Annotated in this window: 15 protein-coding genes and 3 pseudogenes; 14 read left to right on the top strand and 4 right to left on the bottom strand. The window is 71.7% G+C overall.

All coding sequences use genetic code 11. The features are described from left to right. The first annotated feature begins 66 nt into the window (after positions 1-66). From ACXN5W_RS00440 to ACXN5W_RS00430, 3 genes are all read left to right on the top strand, one after another. Positions 67-576, top strand: a complete 510-nt coding sequence (locus ACXN5W_RS00440; protein WP_473156068.1) for a MarR family winged helix-turn-helix transcriptional regulator — start codon at positions 67-69, stop codon at positions 574-576. Then, entirely contained in the window at positions 573-2,426 is a 1,854-nt protein-coding gene (locus ACXN5W_RS00435; protein WP_473156067.1) for an MFS transporter, read from the top strand. The genes ACXN5W_RS00440 and ACXN5W_RS00435 overlap by 4 nt, the downstream gene beginning before the upstream one ends. Before the next feature lie 190 nt (positions 2,427-2,616). Further along, entirely contained in the window at positions 2,617-3,261 is a 645-nt protein-coding gene (locus ACXN5W_RS00430; protein ID WP_473156066.1) for a ribonuclease FAU-1 family protein, read from the top strand. A 154-nt stretch (positions 3,262-3,415) separates the two neighbouring features. On the opposite strand, the gene ACXN5W_RS00425 is transcribed toward ACXN5W_RS00430, so the two are convergent. From ACXN5W_RS00425 to ACXN5W_RS00410, 4 genes are all read right to left on the bottom strand, one after another. Continuing rightward, the gene (locus tag ACXN5W_RS00425; protein ID WP_473156065.1) at positions 3,416-4,087 is read right to left on the bottom strand and encodes a class I SAM-dependent methyltransferase; all 672 of its coding nucleotides are present in this window, start codon (positions 4,085-4,087) and stop codon (positions 3,416-3,418) included. A gap of 298 nt (positions 4,088-4,385) precedes the next feature. Then, positions 4,386-5,384: a transporter gene (locus ACXN5W_RS00420; protein ID WP_473156064.1), complete on the bottom strand. Its 999-nt coding sequence runs from the start codon at positions 5,382-5,384 to the stop codon at positions 4,386-4,388. Beyond that, a complete protein-coding gene (locus tag ACXN5W_RS00415; RefSeq protein WP_473156063.1) occupies positions 5,381-6,283 on the bottom strand; it encodes an ABC transporter ATP-binding protein in 903 nt (300 codons plus the stop codon). Before ACXN5W_RS00415 ends, ACXN5W_RS00420 begins: the two co-directional genes overlap by 4 nt. After that, positions 6,280-6,687, bottom strand: coding sequence for a GntR family transcriptional regulator (locus ACXN5W_RS00410; protein WP_473156062.1), 408 nt, complete (start codon positions 6,685-6,687; stop codon positions 6,280-6,282). The genes ACXN5W_RS00415 and ACXN5W_RS00410 overlap by 4 nt, the downstream gene beginning before the upstream one ends. A 389-nt stretch (positions 6,688-7,076) precedes the next feature. On the opposite strand from ACXN5W_RS00410, the gene ACXN5W_RS00405 reads away from it, so the two are divergent. From ACXN5W_RS00405 to ACXN5W_RS00355, 11 genes and pseudogenes are all read left to right on the top strand, one after another. After that, on the top strand, positions 7,077-8,642 hold the full coding sequence (locus tag ACXN5W_RS00405) for an MFS transporter (RefSeq protein WP_473156061.1): 1,566 nt from the start codon (positions 7,077-7,079) through the stop codon (positions 8,640-8,642). A 22-nt stretch (positions 8,643-8,664) separates the two neighbouring features. Further along, positions 8,665-9,234: a TetR/AcrR family transcriptional regulator gene (locus ACXN5W_RS00400; RefSeq protein WP_473156060.1), complete on the top strand. Its 570-nt coding sequence runs from the start codon at positions 8,665-8,667 to the stop codon at positions 9,232-9,234. 245 nt (positions 9,235-9,479) lie between these two features. Continuing rightward, positions 9,480-10,004 (top strand): annotated as a pseudogene (gene ruvC / locus ACXN5W_RS00395) (crossover junction endodeoxyribonuclease RuvC); the annotation flags it as partial. A 146-nt stretch (positions 10,005-10,150) separates the two neighbouring features. Next, positions 10,151-10,753 (top strand): Holliday junction branch migration protein RuvA, encoded by a 603-nt coding sequence (gene ruvA, locus ACXN5W_RS00390; protein WP_473156059.1) that lies wholly within the window; start codon positions 10,151-10,153, stop codon positions 10,751-10,753. A gap of 111 nt (positions 10,754-10,864) precedes the next feature. Further along, positions 10,865-11,078 (top strand): annotated as a pseudogene (locus tag ACXN5W_RS00385) (Holliday junction branch migration DNA helicase RuvB); the annotation flags it as partial. A gap of 17 nt (positions 11,079-11,095) precedes the next feature. Then, positions 11,096-11,884: pseudogene (locus ACXN5W_RS00380) on the top strand (LAGLIDADG family homing endonuclease); the annotation flags it as partial. A gap of 9 nt (positions 11,885-11,893) precedes the next feature. Next, positions 11,894-12,931: a Holliday junction branch migration DNA helicase RuvB gene (gene ruvB, locus ACXN5W_RS00375; RefSeq protein WP_473156292.1), complete on the top strand. Its 1,038-nt coding sequence runs from the start codon at positions 11,894-11,896 to the stop codon at positions 12,929-12,931. A 145-nt stretch (positions 12,932-13,076) separates the two neighbouring features. Then, positions 13,077-13,436, top strand: a complete 360-nt coding sequence (gene yajC / locus ACXN5W_RS00370; RefSeq protein ID WP_473156058.1) for a preprotein translocase subunit YajC — start codon at positions 13,077-13,079, stop codon at positions 13,434-13,436. 142 nt (positions 13,437-13,578) lie between these two features. Further along, on the top strand, positions 13,579-15,498 hold the full coding sequence (secD, locus tag ACXN5W_RS00365; RefSeq protein ID WP_473156057.1) for a protein translocase subunit SecD: 1,920 nt from the start codon (positions 13,579-13,581) through the stop codon (positions 15,496-15,498). A gap of 1 nt (position 15,499) precedes the next feature. Continuing rightward, a complete protein-coding gene (gene secF / locus ACXN5W_RS00360) occupies positions 15,500-16,693 on the top strand; it encodes a protein translocase subunit SecF (protein WP_473156056.1) in 1,194 nt (397 codons plus the stop codon). A gap of 108 nt (positions 16,694-16,801) precedes the next feature. Beyond that, the gene (locus ACXN5W_RS00355) at positions 16,802-17,365 is read left to right on the top strand and encodes an adenine phosphoribosyltransferase (RefSeq protein WP_473156055.1); all 564 of its coding nucleotides are present in this window, start codon (positions 16,802-16,804) and stop codon (positions 17,363-17,365) included. Positions 17,366-17,542: the final 177 nt, after the last annotated feature.

The raw sequence follows: 17,542 nt of genomic DNA, 5'->3' as shown, positions 1-17,542 counted from the left end.
GTGGCGCTGGCAACAGTCCGTCCAGATACATAAGCAGCTTCTATAAGCGGCTGATATAAATTTCGGGTGACAGCCTCGGAGGAAGCCCGGCCACCGGCGACCGATCTCGACCGGCTGGTCTGTGATTTCGAGCGGTTGATGCGGGTGCTCCGCCGGGCGACCGCGCCGGACGGGCTGAGCCTCACGGCGGCCTCTGTGCTGTCCCGGCTCGACGACCTCGGGGCGCATCGGCTCTCCGACCTGGCGATCGCCGAGGGGGTCACCCAGCCGGCCATGACGCAACTCGTGTCGCGGCTGGAACGCGAGGGCCTGGCCGAGCGCGCCGGTGACCCGGCCGACGGGCGAGTGGTGCTGGTCCAGATCACAGCGGCCGGCCGGGAGCGGATCCGGGAACGCCGTCGCGCCCGGGCGGAGAAGCTGCGGGGCCTGCTCGCCGGGCTGCCGGCCGAGGATCGTGCCGCGCTCGCCCGATCACTGCGGATCGCGGACCGACTGACCGGGTCGGCGATGGACCCGAATTGGGCGGCGGGGACCGGACCGGATCGGTCCGGCAAAGACGAGGGGGAGACGGCGTGACCACGAAGTCGGATCTGAACGGTGCGCCCACGGGCCGACCGGCGCGCGGTGGTGCCCGCGGCGCGCTGGCCGGCGGGGCGGATCACCCGCACTACAAGTGGGTGGCGCTGTCCAACACCACCCTCGGCACGCTGCTCGCCACCATCAACTCGTCCATCGTGCTGATCTCGCTGCCGGCGATCTTCAACGGTGTCCACCTCAACCCGCTGGAACCGGGCAACGTCAGCTACCTGCTCTGGATGCTGATGGGCTACATGCTGGTCACCGCCGTCCTGGTGGTCACCCTGGGCCGGCTCGGCGACATGTACGGCCGGGTGCGGATCTACAACGCCGGGTTCGCGCTGTTCACCGTCACCTCGATCCTGCTGGCCATCGACCCGCTCGACGGTGGCGCGGGTGCGCTCTGGCTGATCGGCTGGCGGGTGCTCCAGGCCGTCGGTGGGTCCATGCTGATGGCCAACTCGGCGGCGATCATCACCGACGTGTTCCCGGCCCGCCAGCGTGGCACCGCGCTCGGCATCAACATCGTCGCCGGCATCGCCGGCTCGTTCCTCGGCCTGGTCCTCGGCGGGGTGCTCGCCGAGTGGAACTGGCGGTCGGTGTTCTGGGTGAACGTCCCCATCGGACTGCTCGGCACCGTCTGGGCGTACCGGTCGCTGCACGACACCGGGCTCCGGCGGCCGGCCCGGATCGACTGGTGGGGCAACCTCACCTTCGCGGTCGGTCTCACCGCGCTGCTCGCCGGCATCACGTACGGCATCCAGCCGTACGGCGGGCACACCATGGGCTGGACGAACCCCTGGGTGCTGGCCGGCCTGATCGGCGGGGTGGCCGTGCTCGTCGCGTTCTGCCTGATCGAGGCGCGGGTGGCCGAGCCGATGTTCCCGCTCGGCCTGTTCCGGATCGCCGCGTTCGCCAGCGGCAACGCGGCCAGCCTGCTCGCCTCGATCGCCCGCGGTGGCCTCCAGTTCATGCTGATCATCTGGTTGCAGGGCATCTGGTTGCCGTTGCACGGCTACAACTACGAGCAGACGCCATTGTGGGCCGGCATCTACCTGCTGCCGCTCACCATCGGTTTCCTGGCCGCCGGTCCGCTCGCGGGCGCGCTGTCCGACCGGTTCGGCGCCCGGCTGTTCGCCGCCGGTGGCCTGGTCGTGATGGCAGCCTCGTTCGCCGGGTTGCTGCTGATCCCCAGCGACTTCAGCTATCCGGTCTTCGCCGCCCTGGTGTTCCTCAACGGCCTCGGCGGTGGCCTGTTCGCCGCCCCGAACACCTCGCTGGTGATGTCGAGCGTGCCGGCCCGACTGCGCGGCGCGGCCTCCGGGATGCGGGCGACGTTCCAGAACGCCGGCATGGTGCTGTCGATCGGGGTGTTCTTCTCGCTGATGGTGGCCGGCCTCGCCTCGTCACTGCCGAACACCCTCGACTCCGGCCTGACCGCCCAGGGCGTACCGGCGTCCGCCGCGCACGCGATCGCCCAGCTGCCACCCGTGGGTACGCTGTTCGCCGCGTTCCTCGGCTACAACCCGATCGCCTCGCTGCTCGGCCCGGCGCTGCTCGGCGCCCTGCCGGCCGCGAACGCGCACGCGCTCACCGGGCGGCAGTTCTTCCCGCACCTGATCTCCGGGCCGTTCCACGACGGTCTGGTGATCGTGTTCTGGTTGGCCATCGTGATGGCCCTGGTCGGTGCCGTGGCCTCGCTGTTCACTCCGCGCGGCCGGCCCGCCGACGAACCGGACCTGATCAGTCGGGAGGCCGAGTTGGCCGACGAGTTGGCCGCCGTACCCCTGGCACCGGCATCCCGGACGGCCGGGCCGCTCGCCGGTGAACGGTCCGGCGAGACCGGTTGAACCGACGGCGGCCGGGTTCCCCCGGCCCGGCCGCCGTCCCGGCCTGTTTGTCCCGCCGCCGTCCCGGCCCGTTTGTCGCGCCGCTGTCCCGGCCTGTTTGTCGCGCCGCTGTCCCGGCCTGTTTTGTCGCATCGTGTCGGACCGGTGCGCCGTGCCGGCCCGACCCACCGGGGCTGGCTACCCTGGCACGGTGACCGAGACCGATCGGCGGTTCGCGCCGGGCGAGGTGGTCCTGCGCCGGGAGACCCTCCGGGACGAGGTCTGGATCGCCTTCCCGACGATCTGTGTACGGGACAGTCCCGAGGTGCTGGCTCTCTACGTGCCGCCGGGTGCGCCGTTCGGGTTCCCGGCGGGGAACATCTCGGCCAGCCGTCATCCCTGGCAGGGCGCGCGCGACCGTTGGGCCGGGCACGGCAAGCTGATGCTGCACCGGCCGGGTGAGGCGCATTCGGTGGATGTCTTCTGGACCGGCGCGGACCGGACCTTCGCGGGCTGGTACTTCAACCTCCAGGACCCGTACCGGCGTACCCCGCTCGGCATCGACACCCTCGACCACGAGCTGGACCTGTGGTGGCCGGCCGGCGCGGACCGGTACGTCTGGAAGGACGTCGAGCTGTTCGCCGAGCGGCTGGCCGAGGGCTGGTATCCCGGGCGCGAGGCGGAGATCCGGGCCGAGGGCGATCGGATCGCGGCCCTGCTGGACGCCGGACGGCGCTGGTGGGACGAGGAATGGGCGGCGTGGCGGCCCGACCCCACCTGGCCGGTGCCCGAACTTCCCCGGGGCTGGGACACCCCACCTCACCGCCCCACGCCGGCCACCGTCCCGTCTCGCTGACGCGACCGGCCGCCTGGCTGGGCGCCCTCCCTATCGTCCCCGGCCGACTCAGAGCCGCCCCGCGCTGGCCCTGACCCGAGCCGGCCGGCGCTCGCACGGCCCCAATCCCGTCCCGGAGTGGGACGCGGTCGGGCCAGTGGCGCAACGACGCAGGTCAGGCCGGCTTGCGGGCCCGTACGGCGAGCACGATGGGAGTCGGGGGGCCGCCCTCGGCGAACCGGTCCAGGGTCAGCCCGGCCGCGAGGATGTCGTGCAGCAGGTCCGGCAGGGGCCAGTGGTTGGCGCCGACCTTGTCGCGGATGCCCTGCCTGGTCCACGAGTCGGTGGTCCAGTGTCCGTCGAGGTAGCCGGGCCGGATCAGCACCGCCGACGGATCGCTGCGATCGGCGAACCCACCGCAGAAGCAGGGATGCACACCGACGTGTACGAAGACGCCGCCCGGAGCCAGGACCCGGGCGGCCTCGCGGAGCACGCGCGGATAGTCCGGCATGTCGGTGTGCGCCATCACGGTGATCACCGCCGGCAGCGAGCCGGTCCGGACCGGCAGCCGGGCGGCGTCGGCGCGGGCGGCGGGCAACCGGCCCCGGGCATGCCGCAGCATCCCGGTGGACAGGTCGACCCCGATCGGGGTCCAGCCGAGCCCGCGGAGCTGGGCGGCGTGTACCCCACCGCCGCAGCCGATCTCCAGACAGTTTCCCGAACCCGATCCGAGCAGGTCGTCCAGGACGGCCTGGATCCCCAGCGGGTCGCCGGCGGCCCGCTGGTCCGCCATGAAGGAGTGTTCGTACCAGTCCGCGATCTCGTCGTACGCCGCCGTCGGTGCCATCGTCCGACCCCTCTCTCAGCCCCGTGTCACGGTCCATTCGAGCGGGCGACGAGGCCCGGCGCGAGCCCGGACGGCCCGCGTTCGCCACAGGCTGAACCAGCCCGCCCGTCCGCCGACGGCCCGCCCGTCCGCCGACGGCCCGCCCCGTCCGCCGACGGCCCGCCCCGTCCGCCGACGGCCCGCCCCGGGACTCGGCGGCCCGCCCCGGGACTTTCGCAGATCTTGGAATCGTGCTACCCCAGGAAGGGCAGCACGATTCCAAGATCCCCAGTAGCGCGGGCGTCCGCGTGGCGGCTGGTTAGGAGATGCGGCGGCGGACCTGGTGGACCGCGAGCCAGATCAGCAGGGCGGCGAGCGCCACGAAGATGCCCGACTCGATCCACTGGAACGTCCAGAACCGTTCGACCGGTTGCACGATCCACTCGTTGTACGCCCCGGCGCCGAACTGCTGGACGCACTGTGCGTCCTCCTTCGGACAACCGATCTGGCCGCTACCCACCATCAGCGTGCCGTCCGCCCGGTACACCCCCACGCTGACGATCCAGTCACCGTGTAGCCGGTTGATCTCCCGGGGCGCGGTGATCAGCTCGGTCAGCCTCCGGACCGGCAGGAAGCGGGGACGGGCCAGCGCGGCGACCGCGACCCGGACGGCGATGAAGGTGACCAGGGTCGCGGCCATGGCGGGCAACCCCTTGCGCCAGAGGGTGCCGGCGGCCGTGCCCAGGGCCACCGCGAACAGCGTGTACGCCGCCGGCACGAGGCCGCGCTGGTCGAAGAAGAGATAGTTGAAGCCCTCTCCGGAGGCCCGGGCCAGCGGATCGACCCACCAGGTGGACAGGGCGGCGAACGCGCCGGCCAGGACCAGGGTGACCGCACCGATCACACCGAACTTCACCAGCGCCCACCGGCGTCGGCTGATGCCCTGGGTCCAGACGAGCCGGTGGGTGCCCTGCTCCACCTCCCGGGCCACGAGCGGGGCGCCGAAGAACAGGCCGACGAACAGGGGCAGCATGACGAACAGGATCGCCAGCACGCCGCTGAGAGTCTCGTACCGGTCGGCGAACTGCCTGGCGAGCCCCCGGCAGTCCCCGACGGCCGGGTCCGCGCCCGGCGCGCCGGGCGCGGTGGCGTTGAACTCGGCACCGGTGGCCTTGGGCAGGCAGCTTGGCAGGCCGGCGTCGGTGAAGGCGTGTCGCATGGCCAGACCGGTCAGCACCATGACGACCGCGATGGCGGCGAAGCCGAGCAGGGCGGCCAGGAACTGCGCCCGGTGCTGCCGCCAGGTGAGCCAGATCATCGGATGGCCTCCAGTCCGGTACGGCCCGGTCCGGGCAGGGCGCCGGCGGACGGGTCGGCGAGGTACGCGAGCACGAGATCCTCCAGGGTGACGTCACTGACGGTCCAGGCCGGATCGACGATGGGCCGGTCGGTGCGGACCAGCAGCGTGGTCTGCCGGTCGGTGTGGCTCTCCCGGACCACGGTGCCGAGGTCGGCGCGGGCGGTGTCGTCGCGGCGCGGTCCGACCAGCAGCCGGTGTTCGGCCAGCAGGGACTCCACGTCGCCGAGCACCTGCACCCGGGCCGCCTGTAGCACGATGAGGTAGTCGCAGACCCGTTCCAGGTCGCCGAGCAGGTGCGAGGAGAGCAGGACGGTGCTGCCATGCTCGGCCACCGCCCCCATCAGCGCCTGCATGAACTCGCGCCGGGCCAGCGGGTCCAGGCTGGCCACCGGCTCGTCCAGCAGCAGCAGGTCGGGCCGTTTGGCCAGCGCGAGGGCGAGGGCCACCTGGGCGCGTTGCCCGCCGGACAGCTTCCCGACCCGGCGGTCGAGGGGGAGCCGGAGTTGTTCCATCCGCTGCCGGGCCAGGTCCGCGTCCCAGCGCCGGTTGAGCTTCCCGCCCATGGTGATCAGCTCGGCCGCGGTGAAGTCGCGGTACAGCGGGGTGTCCTGGGCGACGAACCCGATCCGGGACAGCAGGTCCGGGTCCTCGGCGGGGGACCGGCCGAGCACCCGTACCGTGCCGGCGTCCGGCCGGAGCAGTCCGACCGCGAGGTGCAGCAGGGTGGTCTTGCCGGCGCCGTTCGGCCCGACCAGCGCGGCCACCCGCCCGGCCGGCACGGTCAGCGAGCAGTCCCGCAGTGCCCAGTCCCGGCCGTACCGCTTGCCCAGGCCGGTGGTTTCCAGTGCCGTGCTCACGCTATTCCCTCCTGAAATCGACCGTTGTGAAACGTGGTCCGGAGGGTGGTCTCGACCAGCGCGACCACGTCCTCCTCGGTGAGCCCGGCGGTGTGCGCCCGACGTAGCCACGTCTCAAGGTCCCGGCGGAGAACCTTCTGCGCGGCGAGCGCGGGACCGGCCAGGGTCCGCCGGACGAAGGTGCCGACCCCGGGTCGGCCCTCGACCAGACCCTCGATCTCCAGTTGCCGGTACGCCTTGAGCACGGTGTTCGGGTTGATCGCGAGGGACTCGGCGACCTCGCGCACCTTCGGCAGCTGGTCGCCGGGCTCGGCCAGGCCGGTGCGCAGGGCCTGTTTGACCTGCTGCACCAGTTGCAGATAGGTGGCCGCCTTGGAGTGGCCGTCCAGATGGAACTCGATCAACGAGGCGCCTCCGGTTCTGTCGACTTTAACTACGGCAGTAAGACAATAGCTATATGAGATTGGACGGTCAACGACGTCCTGGGTCACCGGCGTCCCGCTCTGCGGCGCCCTCGGTCAAGTGGCGCCCTCGGTCGAGCGGCGCCCTCGGTCGAGCGGCGCCCTCGGTCGAGCGGCGCCCTCGGTCGAGCGGCGCCCTCGGTCGAGCGGCGCCCTCGGTCGAGGACGGTCAGGGCCACGGCGCTCCCGGTCACCGCGCCCGGGGGGCAAAGGTGAGATGGCTGTCACATTAGGAAACGAGACGGTTCCGTATCGTAGATCGACCGCTTAGGCTTCCTCCCGATACGGATCTGTGCCGTATCGAAATCTATGGACATGGGGGGACAGCGGACATGGAGCCGCACGAGAACACCGGACACCCCCGGCGCTGGGCGATCCTGGGGGTCCTGGTCGTCAGCCTGCTGGTGGTTGTCCTCGACAACACCATCCTGAACGTCGCTCTCCGCACGCTCGCCGACCCGACGCACGGGCTCGGGGCCACGCAGAGCGAGCTGGAGTGGTCGATCAATTCCTACACGCTGGTCTTCGCCGGCATGCTGTTCACTTTCGGCGTGCTCGGCGACCGCTACGGGCGCAAGCGCTACCTGCTGATCGGGCTGGCGGTCTTCGGACTGTCCTCGCTGCTGTCGGCGTACGCGCAGAATCCCGGCCAGCTGGTCGCGGCGCGTGCCGTGATGGGCCTGGGCGGCGCGGCGATCATGCCGGTGACCCTGTCGATCATCTCGAACGTGTTCGACCCGCGGGAGCGGGCCCGTGCCATCGGGATCTGGTCCGGCGCGGTCGGCCTGGCCGTCGCCATCGGCCCGGTCCTCGGCGGTACGCTCCTGGAGCACTACTGGTGGGGATCGGTCTTCCTGGTCAACGTGCCGATCGTGCTGGCCGGACTGGTTGCGGTCGCCCTGCTGGTGCCCGAGTCCCGCGATCCGCGCCCCGGCCGGGTCGACGTGGTCGGCGTGCTGCTGTCGGTCATCGGCCTGGTGGGCCTGTCGTACGGCATCATCGACGGCGGGGAGCACGGGTTCGGCCGGCCGCTGGTCTGGGCGGCGATCGTCGGCGGCCTGGCGGTGCTGGCGGGATTCGTCGCGTACGAGCGGCGGATCGAACACCCGTCGCTGGACGTACGGCTGTTCCGGGTCCCCCGGTTCGCCGCCCCGGTCGCGGTCGTCGGCCTGGTCTTCTTCGCCGCCATGGGCGTGATGTTCTTCAGCTCGTTCTACCTGCAGCTGGTGCGTGGCTACAGCCCGTTGCAGACCGGTCTGCTGTTCCTGCCGTTCGCCGCTGCCCAGCTGTTCTTCGCGCCGCGTAGCGCGGCGATGGTCCGGCGGTACGGTGCCCGGGCGGTCTCCGCGGTGGGCCTCACGCTGATCATGCTGGCCACCGTGGCCTTCGGCCTGGTCGGCGCCGACACGCCGATCTGGCTGGTGGCCGTCACGTTCTTCGTGCAGGGCATCGGGATGGCCAACATCATGCCGCCGGCCATGGAGTCGATCATGTCGTCGCTGCCGCGCGAGCGGGCCGGGGTCGGTTCGGCGGTCAGCAACACGGTCCGGCAGGTGGCCGGTGCGCTGGGTATCGCCGTCCTCGGTTCGGTGCTCGCGGCCGTCTACCGGAGCCAGGTCGACACGGCGACCGGCGCGCTGCCCGAACCGGCCCGCACGGCCGCCAACGAGTCGATCTCCGGCGCGTACGGCGTGGCCGAGCGGCTGGGTGCGGCCGCACCGGATCTGATCTCGGCGGCGAACGGGGCGTTCGTCTCGGCCATGCACTGGGCGGCGTTCCTGTCGGCGATCTTCTCGGCCATCGGCGTCCTCGTGGTGCTGCGCTGGATGCCCGGCCGGACCAGTGTGCCGCAGGTCGAGCCGCAACCGGCCGGCGAACCGGAGCTGGCCCCGGCGTGACAAATCGGAAACAATGGTGGGCATGACCTCCACCGCTGCGGACGAAGCGATCATCGAGGCGACCCTCGACCTGCTGGCCGAGGGAAGCACCATCGAGGCGATCTCGATCGAGGCCATCGCGGCCCGCGCCGGTGTCGGCAAGGCCACCATCTACCGCCGGTGGCCGGGCAAGGACGCGCTGCTGCGGGACGCTCTGCGGACCCTCAAGGGTCCGCCACCGGTGGCGGACGGCCGCAGCATCCGGGAAGACCTGATCACGCTGCTCAGCACGATCGGCCGGAACAACGACCCACGCGCCGTGAAGATCATGCCGTGCCTGGTGCCCGAGGTGCATCGCAGCGCCGAGCAGCACCGGCTGTACGAGGAGCTGATCGAGCCGCGCCGTGAGGCGATGCGCGGCGTGCTCCGGCGCGGGATCGAGGCCGGCGAGCTGCGGCCCGACCTGGACATCGACGTCTGCATGATGATGATGACCGGGCCCATGCTCATGCAGAAGCTGCTGCGCTGGCGCACCGACATCACCGAGCAGGAGTTGGCGGAGCGGATCGTCGACGCGATCTGCGGCGCCATGGCCACCCCGCCACCGGCCTGACCGCGCGACTGCCGCTCCGCACGACTTTCACCAGGGTTGGTCATGGGTTTGACCGCGACCGGAGGCGGTGGCCAGCGCCGCCCGGTCCCGGCCGGCCGACCCGCCTCGCCCGCCGGCGGATCGCGGGAGGAAACCCAAGATCAAGGGCAGTGGGCGGCGCGCGGCGTGTCACCGGACGGCGCGCCGACGGGCCTCGGTAGGGTGTCGAACATCCGTACGTGTGGCGGGGGTTCGGGGGAGGGGACGTGGTACGCGTGCTGGGCGTCGACCCGGGCCTGACCCGGTGCGGAGTCGGCGTGGTCGAGGGAGTGCCGGGCCGCCCGTGCGCGCTGGTCGCCTACTACGTCGTCTACACCGATCCGGCCGATGACCTCGCGCTGCGCCTGCTGCACCTGGACCGGTCGCTCACCGAACTGGTCGCCGAGCACCGGCCGCAGAGCGTGGCCGTCGAGCGGGTGTTCAGCCAGCACAATGTACGCACGGTGATGGGCACCGCCCAGGCCAGCGCGGTCGCCGTGCTGGCTGGCGCGCGGGCCGGGCTGCCGGTGCAGACGTACACGCCCAGCGAGGTTAAGGCGGCGATCACCGGTTCGGGCCAGGCGGACAAGGCGCAGATGACCACGATGGTGACCCGGCTGCTGCGGCTGGACGCCCCGCCCCGACCGGCCGACGCGGCCGACGCGCTGGCGCTGGCCATCTGCCACATCTGGCGCGGCGGCACCCGGTCCAAGCTGGCCGCCGCCGCCGAACGGGTCCGGCGGTCCACCGGGGACGGCCCGGGTGGTTCCGCGATCGGTGGCGGCCGGGCTCCGGCGGCAGGCGGCGGTCGAGGATCCGTGATCGGTGGCGGCCGGGGTTCCGTTCCGGGGAACGGCCGGGGAGGGCCTGCCGGTGGCGGGCGACGAGGAGGGGTTCGATGATCGCCAGTGTGCGCGGCACGGTCGCCGCGGTGTCGCCGGACGGCGCGGTGATCGAGGTGGGCGGGGTCGGCCTGGCCGTACACTGCGCCCCCGGCACCCTGGCCGGGCTGCGGGTCGGCGAGTCGGCGCGGCTGTCCACCAGCCTGGTGGTCCGGGAGGACTCGCTCACCCTGTACGGCTTCGCCGACGACGACGAGCGGCAGTTGTTCGAGCTGTTGCAGACCGCCAGCGGGGTCGGTCCCCGGCTGGCCCAGGCGGTGCTGGCGGTCCATTCGCCCGACGTGGTCCGCAAGGCCGTGGCGAACGGGGACACCGCCACGCTCACCCGGGTGCCCGGGATCGGCAAGAAGGGCGCCGAACGGCTGGTACTGGAGCTGCGGGACCGGATCGGGCCGGTGCCGATCGGACCGGACGGCGTCGGCGGGGTGACCACCGGCGCCTGGATCGAGCAGGTCCGGCAGGCGCTGATCGGGTTGGGCTGGACCGCCGCCCAGGCCGACCAGGCGGTGGCCGCCGTCGCGGAGGGCCTCGACGGTCCGGTGCCACCGGTGCCGGTGCTGCTCAAGCAGGCCATCCGGCTGCTCGGCCGGACCCGATGACGGCGCCGGGCCAGGGATCGGTGCCGGGCCCGATGACGGCGCCGGGCCGGGGATCGGTGCCGGGCCGCACGCGACGGCGGTGGACCCGATGACGGTGGGAGGGACGAAGCGGTGAGTGAGGCCGAGGGCCTGGTGTCGGCGTACGCCGACGACGCCGAGCGGGAGGCGGAGGCCACCGTCCGGCCGCGGCGGCTGGCCGACTTCATCGCCCAGCACCGGGTACGCGATCAGCTCGACCTGCTGCTGCGCGGCGCGATGGGCCGGGGTGCGCCGCCCGATCACATCCTTCTGTCCGGTCCGCCCGGTTTGGGGAAGCCGGTCTCGGTGGACGCGCTCGTTCTGATGGCGGACGGGTCGCGCCGACGGCTGGGCGACGTGCGGGTGGGAGATCAGGTGATCACTCGCACCGGGGAACCGGCCCGGGTCGAAGCCGTACACGAGCAGGGCGAGCTCGATTGCGTGCGGATCCGGACGGTGACCGGTCGGGAGGTGGTGGCCGCTCCGGATCACCCGTTCTGGACCACCGAAGGTTGGGCCAAGGCCGGTGACCTGACCGAGCGGGACGTGCTGGCCAACGTTCTCTGTCCGGAACTCGCGGCGGAGTCGACCCAGGAGACGGACGAGTACCGGCTGGCCGGTTACCTGATCGGTGACGGCTGCACCACGAACCAGGTCACCTTCACCGGCGGTGACCCAGACGTTCTGGCCGACTTCCGGAACGTCTGCGATCGCCTGGGTCACCGGCACATCACCAGACCCAACAGTGCCCGCAGTTCGCTGATCAGGGTTTCCGGTCTGCGGGACTGGCTGCGCGACTGCGACCTGCTCGACAAGAACGCCTGGCAGAAGCGGGTACCGGAGTTCGTCTTCCGTGGCGACACCTGGCAGGTGAGCGCGTTCCTCGGGGCGTACTTCGCCTGCGATGGCACGGTGAGCCGCCGGGGGCGTGAGCGCTACGACCTTGTGATCGAGTTCTACAGCGTTTCCCGTGGCTTGCTCGAAGATGTGCAGCACCTGCTGTTGAGGCTTGGCATCCAGTCTCGTCTCAAGCTGAAGCGAGGGCGGTATCAAGGCCGGCCGCACGAGTCCTGGCGGCTGTCGGTGACGAGCCAGGACGATGCCGCCCGGTTCGCCGAACGGATCACCGTGCTGGGCGAGCGGGGGCGCCGCCTCGTCGAGTGGGCTCCGCGCCGTGACCGCTTCGACGAGGGACTCGCGACGGACCAGGTGGCGGCGGTGGGACCGGCTGGGTTGCACGCCTGTCGCTGTCTCACGGTCGCCGGGGATCACACGTTCACCGTCAACGACCTTGTCGTACACAACACGACCCTGGCCAACATCGTGGCGGCCGAACTGGGTACCGGCATCCGGGTCACCAGCGGGCCGGCGATCGAGCGCTCCGGCGACCTGGCGGCGATCCTGACCAGCCTGGCCGAGGGCGACGTGCTGTTCATCGACGAGATCCACCGGATCGCGAAACCGGCCGAGGAACTGCTCTACAGCGCGATGGAGGACTTCCGGGTCGACGTGGTGGTCGGCAAGGGTCCGGGGGCGACCGCCATCCCGCTGGACGTGGAGCCGTTCACCCTGGTCGGTGCCACCACCCGGTCGGGCCTGCTGACCGGCCCGATGCGGGACCGGTTCGGGTTCACCGCCCACCTCGACTTCTACAGCCCGGCCGACCTGGAGTCGCTGCTGCACCGCTCGGCGCGGATCCTGGGCGTACCGATCACCGACGAGGGCGCCGTGGAGATCTCCGGCCGGTCCCGGGGCACCCCCCGGATCGCCAACCGGCTGTTGCGCCGGGTCCGGGACTACGCCGAGGTCCGGGCCGACGGCGTGGTCACCCTGGAGACCGCCCGATCGGCCCTGACGGTGTACGACGTGGACGCGCTGGGCCTGGACCGGTTGGACCGGGCGGTGCTGACCGCGCTGGTCGACTCGTTCCGGGGCGGGCCGGTGGGGCTGTCCACCCTGGCGGTGGCCGTGGGGGAGCAGCCGGACACGGTCGAGGAGGTCTGCGAGCCGTTCCTGGTCCGGGCCGGTCTGCTGGCCCGGACCCCACGGGGCCGGGTCGCCACGGAGGGTGCCTGGCGCCATCTGGGGCGTACTCCGCCGAATGGTACATTTGGCCCCGCGAGCCCCTCGGTGCCCGATCTGTTCGGCGGCGGGACCTGAGGCCCGTGATGGGTTCGTGATCTGCACCGCATTCGGCGTTCCCAGAATCAGGGATTAGACTCGCCGCGGTCTGTACAGGACGTGAGATCCTGCCTCCGCTGCGCGTGCTTCGCCGGGCGCGGAGGCCAATGGGAAGGTATACACCGTGCCATACGCAGCACAGGGCGGCGGAGGAGCCGGCGGGTTCGTGCCGCTCCTCATGATCGCACTGCTCTTCGGCGTCATGTACTTCATGATGATCCGACCCCAGCAGAAGCGTCGCCGTGAGGCCGCGCAGATGCAGTCCGAGATCGGTCCGGGCGACCAGGTGGTCACCATCGGCGGCGTTTACGGTACTGTGACGAGCGTCGATGACGAGACCATGATGCTGGAAGTCGCGCCCGGCGTGCAGATCCGGTTCGCCCGTCCGGCGATCGCTCGGGTCGTCCCGCCGGTGACCCCGGAGTCGGCCGAGTCGATCGAGTCGCTCGAGCCCGTCGCCGACGAGGTACGTGTCAAGGAGTGATCTCACCCGTACGGTGAGGTGACAACCCGCACACCGCCACCCCGTGCCGGATCCGCCGGTGCGGGGCGTAACCAGCCGGGCGCACGCCGCCCCCGACCCGCCGCCGGACCGCCGGCCGCACGCGCAGGGAGACAGGACAGCCGTGGCACCACCTCAGGGACAGATGCGTCCCGGCCGGCAGCTCGCCGTGCTCGGGTTCATCTTCGTGGTCCTCTATCTCTTGGTGTTCCTGGCCTACGGGGCCAGTGGTAGCTTCCGAGATCGGCTGCATCCCAAGCTCGGTCTGGACCTGATCGGCGGCACCCGGGTGACGCTGGTGGCGACCCAGGCCGGCGGCAAGCAGCCCAACGCCCAGCAGATGGAGCGGGCCCGCCAGATCATCGAGCAGCGGGTCAACGCCAAGGGCGTCGCCGAGGCCGAGGTGGTGACCGAGGGCAACCGGAACATCGTGATCTCGTTGCCCGGCTCGAACCCCAACCTGAACGACATCGGCAACGCCGCCGAACTGCGGTTCCGCAAGGTGCTCAAGGCCGGCGACGGCAGCGGCGCGGCCGCCGCCCCGGCGCCGAGTGCCAGCGCGAACCCCTCCGGGAGCCCCGCGCCGTCCAGCAGCGCGTCGCCGAAGGCGAGCGCGTCGCCCAAGGCGTCGGCCACGGCGGCGATCAAGCCGTCCCCGACGGCCGGCACGACCCCGAGCAGCGGCGGTCAGGGCGGCGGCGAACTGGCGCCGACGCCGACCCCCTCGGCCTCGGCCTCGGCCAGCGCCACCCCGACCGCCTCGCCCAGCACGTCGGCCACGGCGCTGGCGCCGGACACCGCCGCCGTGCAGGCCAAGGTCGGCGCCGCCGCCTGGCAGGCCGCCTCCGGTCTGCAGGCGCCGGCCGACACCAGCCAGGACCCGACGCTGGCCGACAAGCTCAAGCCGTTCTCGACGCTGACCGGCCCCGAGGTCGCGGTGCTGCCGGCCGCCATGCAGTTCAACGTGCCGACGATCAGCTGTGCTCAGTTGGACAAGCGGCCACCGGCCTCGATCAGCGACCCCGAGCAGCAGGTGGTGTCCTGCGAGGGCGGCGCCTCGAAGCTGCTGCTGGACAAGGCGAAGGTGCTGGGCACCGACGTGAGCGGTGCCTCGCCGCAGCTCGACCAGCAGAGCCGCTGGGTGGTCAGCCTGAACTTCACCGGCGACGGCCAGGGCAAGTGGACCAACCTGACCCGCGAGGCGTTCAGCAACGAGGGCCAGGGCTGCGACGCCAGCGCGCTGGGCCAGGACCAGCACTGCCGGGTGGCCGTGGTGCTGGACAACCTGGTGATCTCCTCGCCGGAGATCCAGGGCGTGCTCAGCGGCGACTCGCAGATCACCGGTAGCTTCACCAACAAGAGCGCCACCGAGCTGGCCAACCAGCTCAAGTACGGCGCACTGCCGATCACCTTCACCCAGGCCGAGGGGCAGAGCATCACCGCGACACTCGGCGCCGCGTACCTGCGGGCCGGCCTGCTGGCCGCCGGGATCGGCATGCTGCTGGTGGCGATCTACGCGTTCTTCTACTACCGGCTGCTCGGCACGGTGATCTTCCTGAGCCTGATCCTGTCCGGCCTGCTGGTCTTCGGCGCGCTGGTGGTGCTGGGCCGGAGCATCGGGTTCACCCTGACCCTGGCCGGCATCGCCGGGTTCATCGTCTCGCTCGGTGTGGCCGCGGACTCCTTCGTGATCTACTTCGAACGGTTGAAGGACGAGATCCGCGACGGCCGCAGCCCGCGCAGTGCGGTGCCCCGGGCCTGGGCCCGGGCCCGCCGGACGATCATCTCGGCGAACGCGATCACCCTGATGGCGGCCGTCGTGCTCTACCTCGTCTCGGTCGGCACGGTGAAGGGCTTCGCCTTCGCCCTCGGTCTGGCCACGATTCTGGACCTGGTGGTCGTGTTCCTCTTCCGGCACCCGATCATGACCATGTTCGCCCGGACCCGGGCGTTCCTGTCGCCGCGGGTCAGCGGCCTCGGCCGGGTCCTGCGTCAGGACGATTCCGAGCCCACCACCCGCAACACGCGCGTGAAGGAGGCCTGAGATGGCCCGCAGCGGTCTGGCAACCCGCCTCTACCGGGGCGAGGCCGGCCTCAACATCGTCGGCCGGCGCAAGCTGTGGTTCGGCATCGCCGGTTCCGTGCTGCTGGTGGCGATCCTCAGCATGGCGTTCCTCCGGTTCAGCCTGGGGATCGAGTTCTCCGGCGGCAACTCGTTCCAGATTCCGGCCTCGGTCGGCACCCTGCAACAGGCCGAGAGCGCCGTCGGCGACGCGCTGACCGGCGACGAGCGGGTGGTCTCCAGCCAGCGCATCGGCGGGTCCGGCGGCAAGGCGACGTACGAGGTCCGCACCTCGGAGCTCAGCCCCGAGCAGGCCACCGGGGTGCAGAACGACCTGTCCCAGCGGTTCTCCGTGCCGGCCGACCAGATCAGCGCCAACCGGGTGAGCGCCGCGTGGGGTGGCCAGGTGACCGGGCGGGCCCTGCTCGGTCTGCTGATCTTCCTGGCCGTGGTGACCGCGTACCTGATCCTGCGGTTCGAGTGGCGGATGGCGGTGGCCGCGGTCTCGTCGCTGCTGTTCAACCTGGTGGTCACCGCCGGCATCTACTCGCTGGTCCGGTTCGAGGTCACCCCGTCGACGGTGATCGGCTTCCTGACCATCCTCGGCTTCGCGCTGTACGACGTGGTCGTGGTGTTCGACAAGATCCAGGAGAACACCCGAGGCATCACGGCGAGCAACACCCAGACGTACGGGGAGGCGGCCAACCTGGCCGTCAACCAGACGCTGATGCGGTCGATCAACACCGGTCTGGTGGCGCTGCTGCCGGTCGGTGGCCTGCTGTTCATCGGCGCGTTCCTGCTGGGCGCGGGCACGCTGAAGGACCTCGGTCTGGTGCTGTTCGTCGGTCAGGGCATCGCGGTCTGCTCGTCGATCTTCTTCGCCACGCCGGTGCTGGTGACGCTGAAGAACCTCGAGCCGCGGATCCAGACGCACACCAAGCGGGTGCTGGCCCGGCGTGCCGCCGGTGGCGGCCGGGACACCGCCGGCCGGCGGCCGGCCAAGGCGCCGGCGGACGCCCGCCCGGCCGTCGAGAGTGCCCCGGTGGAACCCGAGCAGGACCGGGCGGCCATGGCCGGTGCCGCACCCAAGGTGGGCGCGAGGCCGACCGGGAAGCGGGCCGCCGGATCGCGCAACCGGCCCGGTGGCGGCCGGCCCGGCGGCTCCAAGCGACGCTGACCGGGAACCACCACCTACCTGATCCATCGCCGATTCCGTACCCGCGCCGGACGATCGACCTGTCCCGGTGCGGGTACGGAATCGGCGTTTCGACGTGAGGAGTGCAGGGTGAGCCCGACCGGGGCCGAGGTACGCGGGGACAGCGGCGTCGAAGCCGCCCGGCTGGTCGCCAGCCGGGTGCTGGACGTGCCGGACTTCCCGCAGCCGGGCGTGGTGTTCAAGGACCTGATGCCGCTGTTCGCCGACGGCGAGGCCTTCCGTGAGGTGATCGACGGCATCGTGGCGCACCACGGTCGGCAGTCCTTCGACGTGGTGGCCGGGGTCGAGGCCCGCGGGTTCGTCGTGGCGGCGGCCGTCGCGTACGCGGCGGGGGTCGGCGTGGTGCCGGTGCGCAAGGCGGGCAAGCTGCCGCGCGCCGCCTACGCGGCCTCGTACGCCCTGGAGTACGGCGAGGCGACCCTGGAGGTGCACCAGGACGCCTTCACGGCCGGGCACCGGGTACTCGTGGTGGACGATGTGCTGGCCACCGGCGGTACCGCCGAGGCGACGCTGGATCTGGTCGAGCGCGCGGGCGGCACGGTGGCCGGGTTCACGGTGCTGGTCGAGCTGTCCTTCCTCGGCGGCCGGGACCGGGTGGCGCCGCGCCCCGTTCATGCCCTGCTGACGGTTTGACGCCGCGCCGGCGTCCGGCCGCCGGTGCCGGGCGGACACCGGCTCCGGCGGGGTACCTTCGGGGGAGGCGCATGCCGCCCCGTACGCGGGTACCATTGCCCTTTTCCGGCCGGTGACGGACCGACCCCGAGGGGTCATCCGTCCCGGACGGCGCCGGACCGGTCGGCTCCGACCGGT

This window comes from Plantactinospora sp. A48 (genome assembly GCF_055793945.1).
Note: the sequence above shows the minus strand (reverse complement) of the source record. Positions and strands in the feature narration are given on the sequence as shown.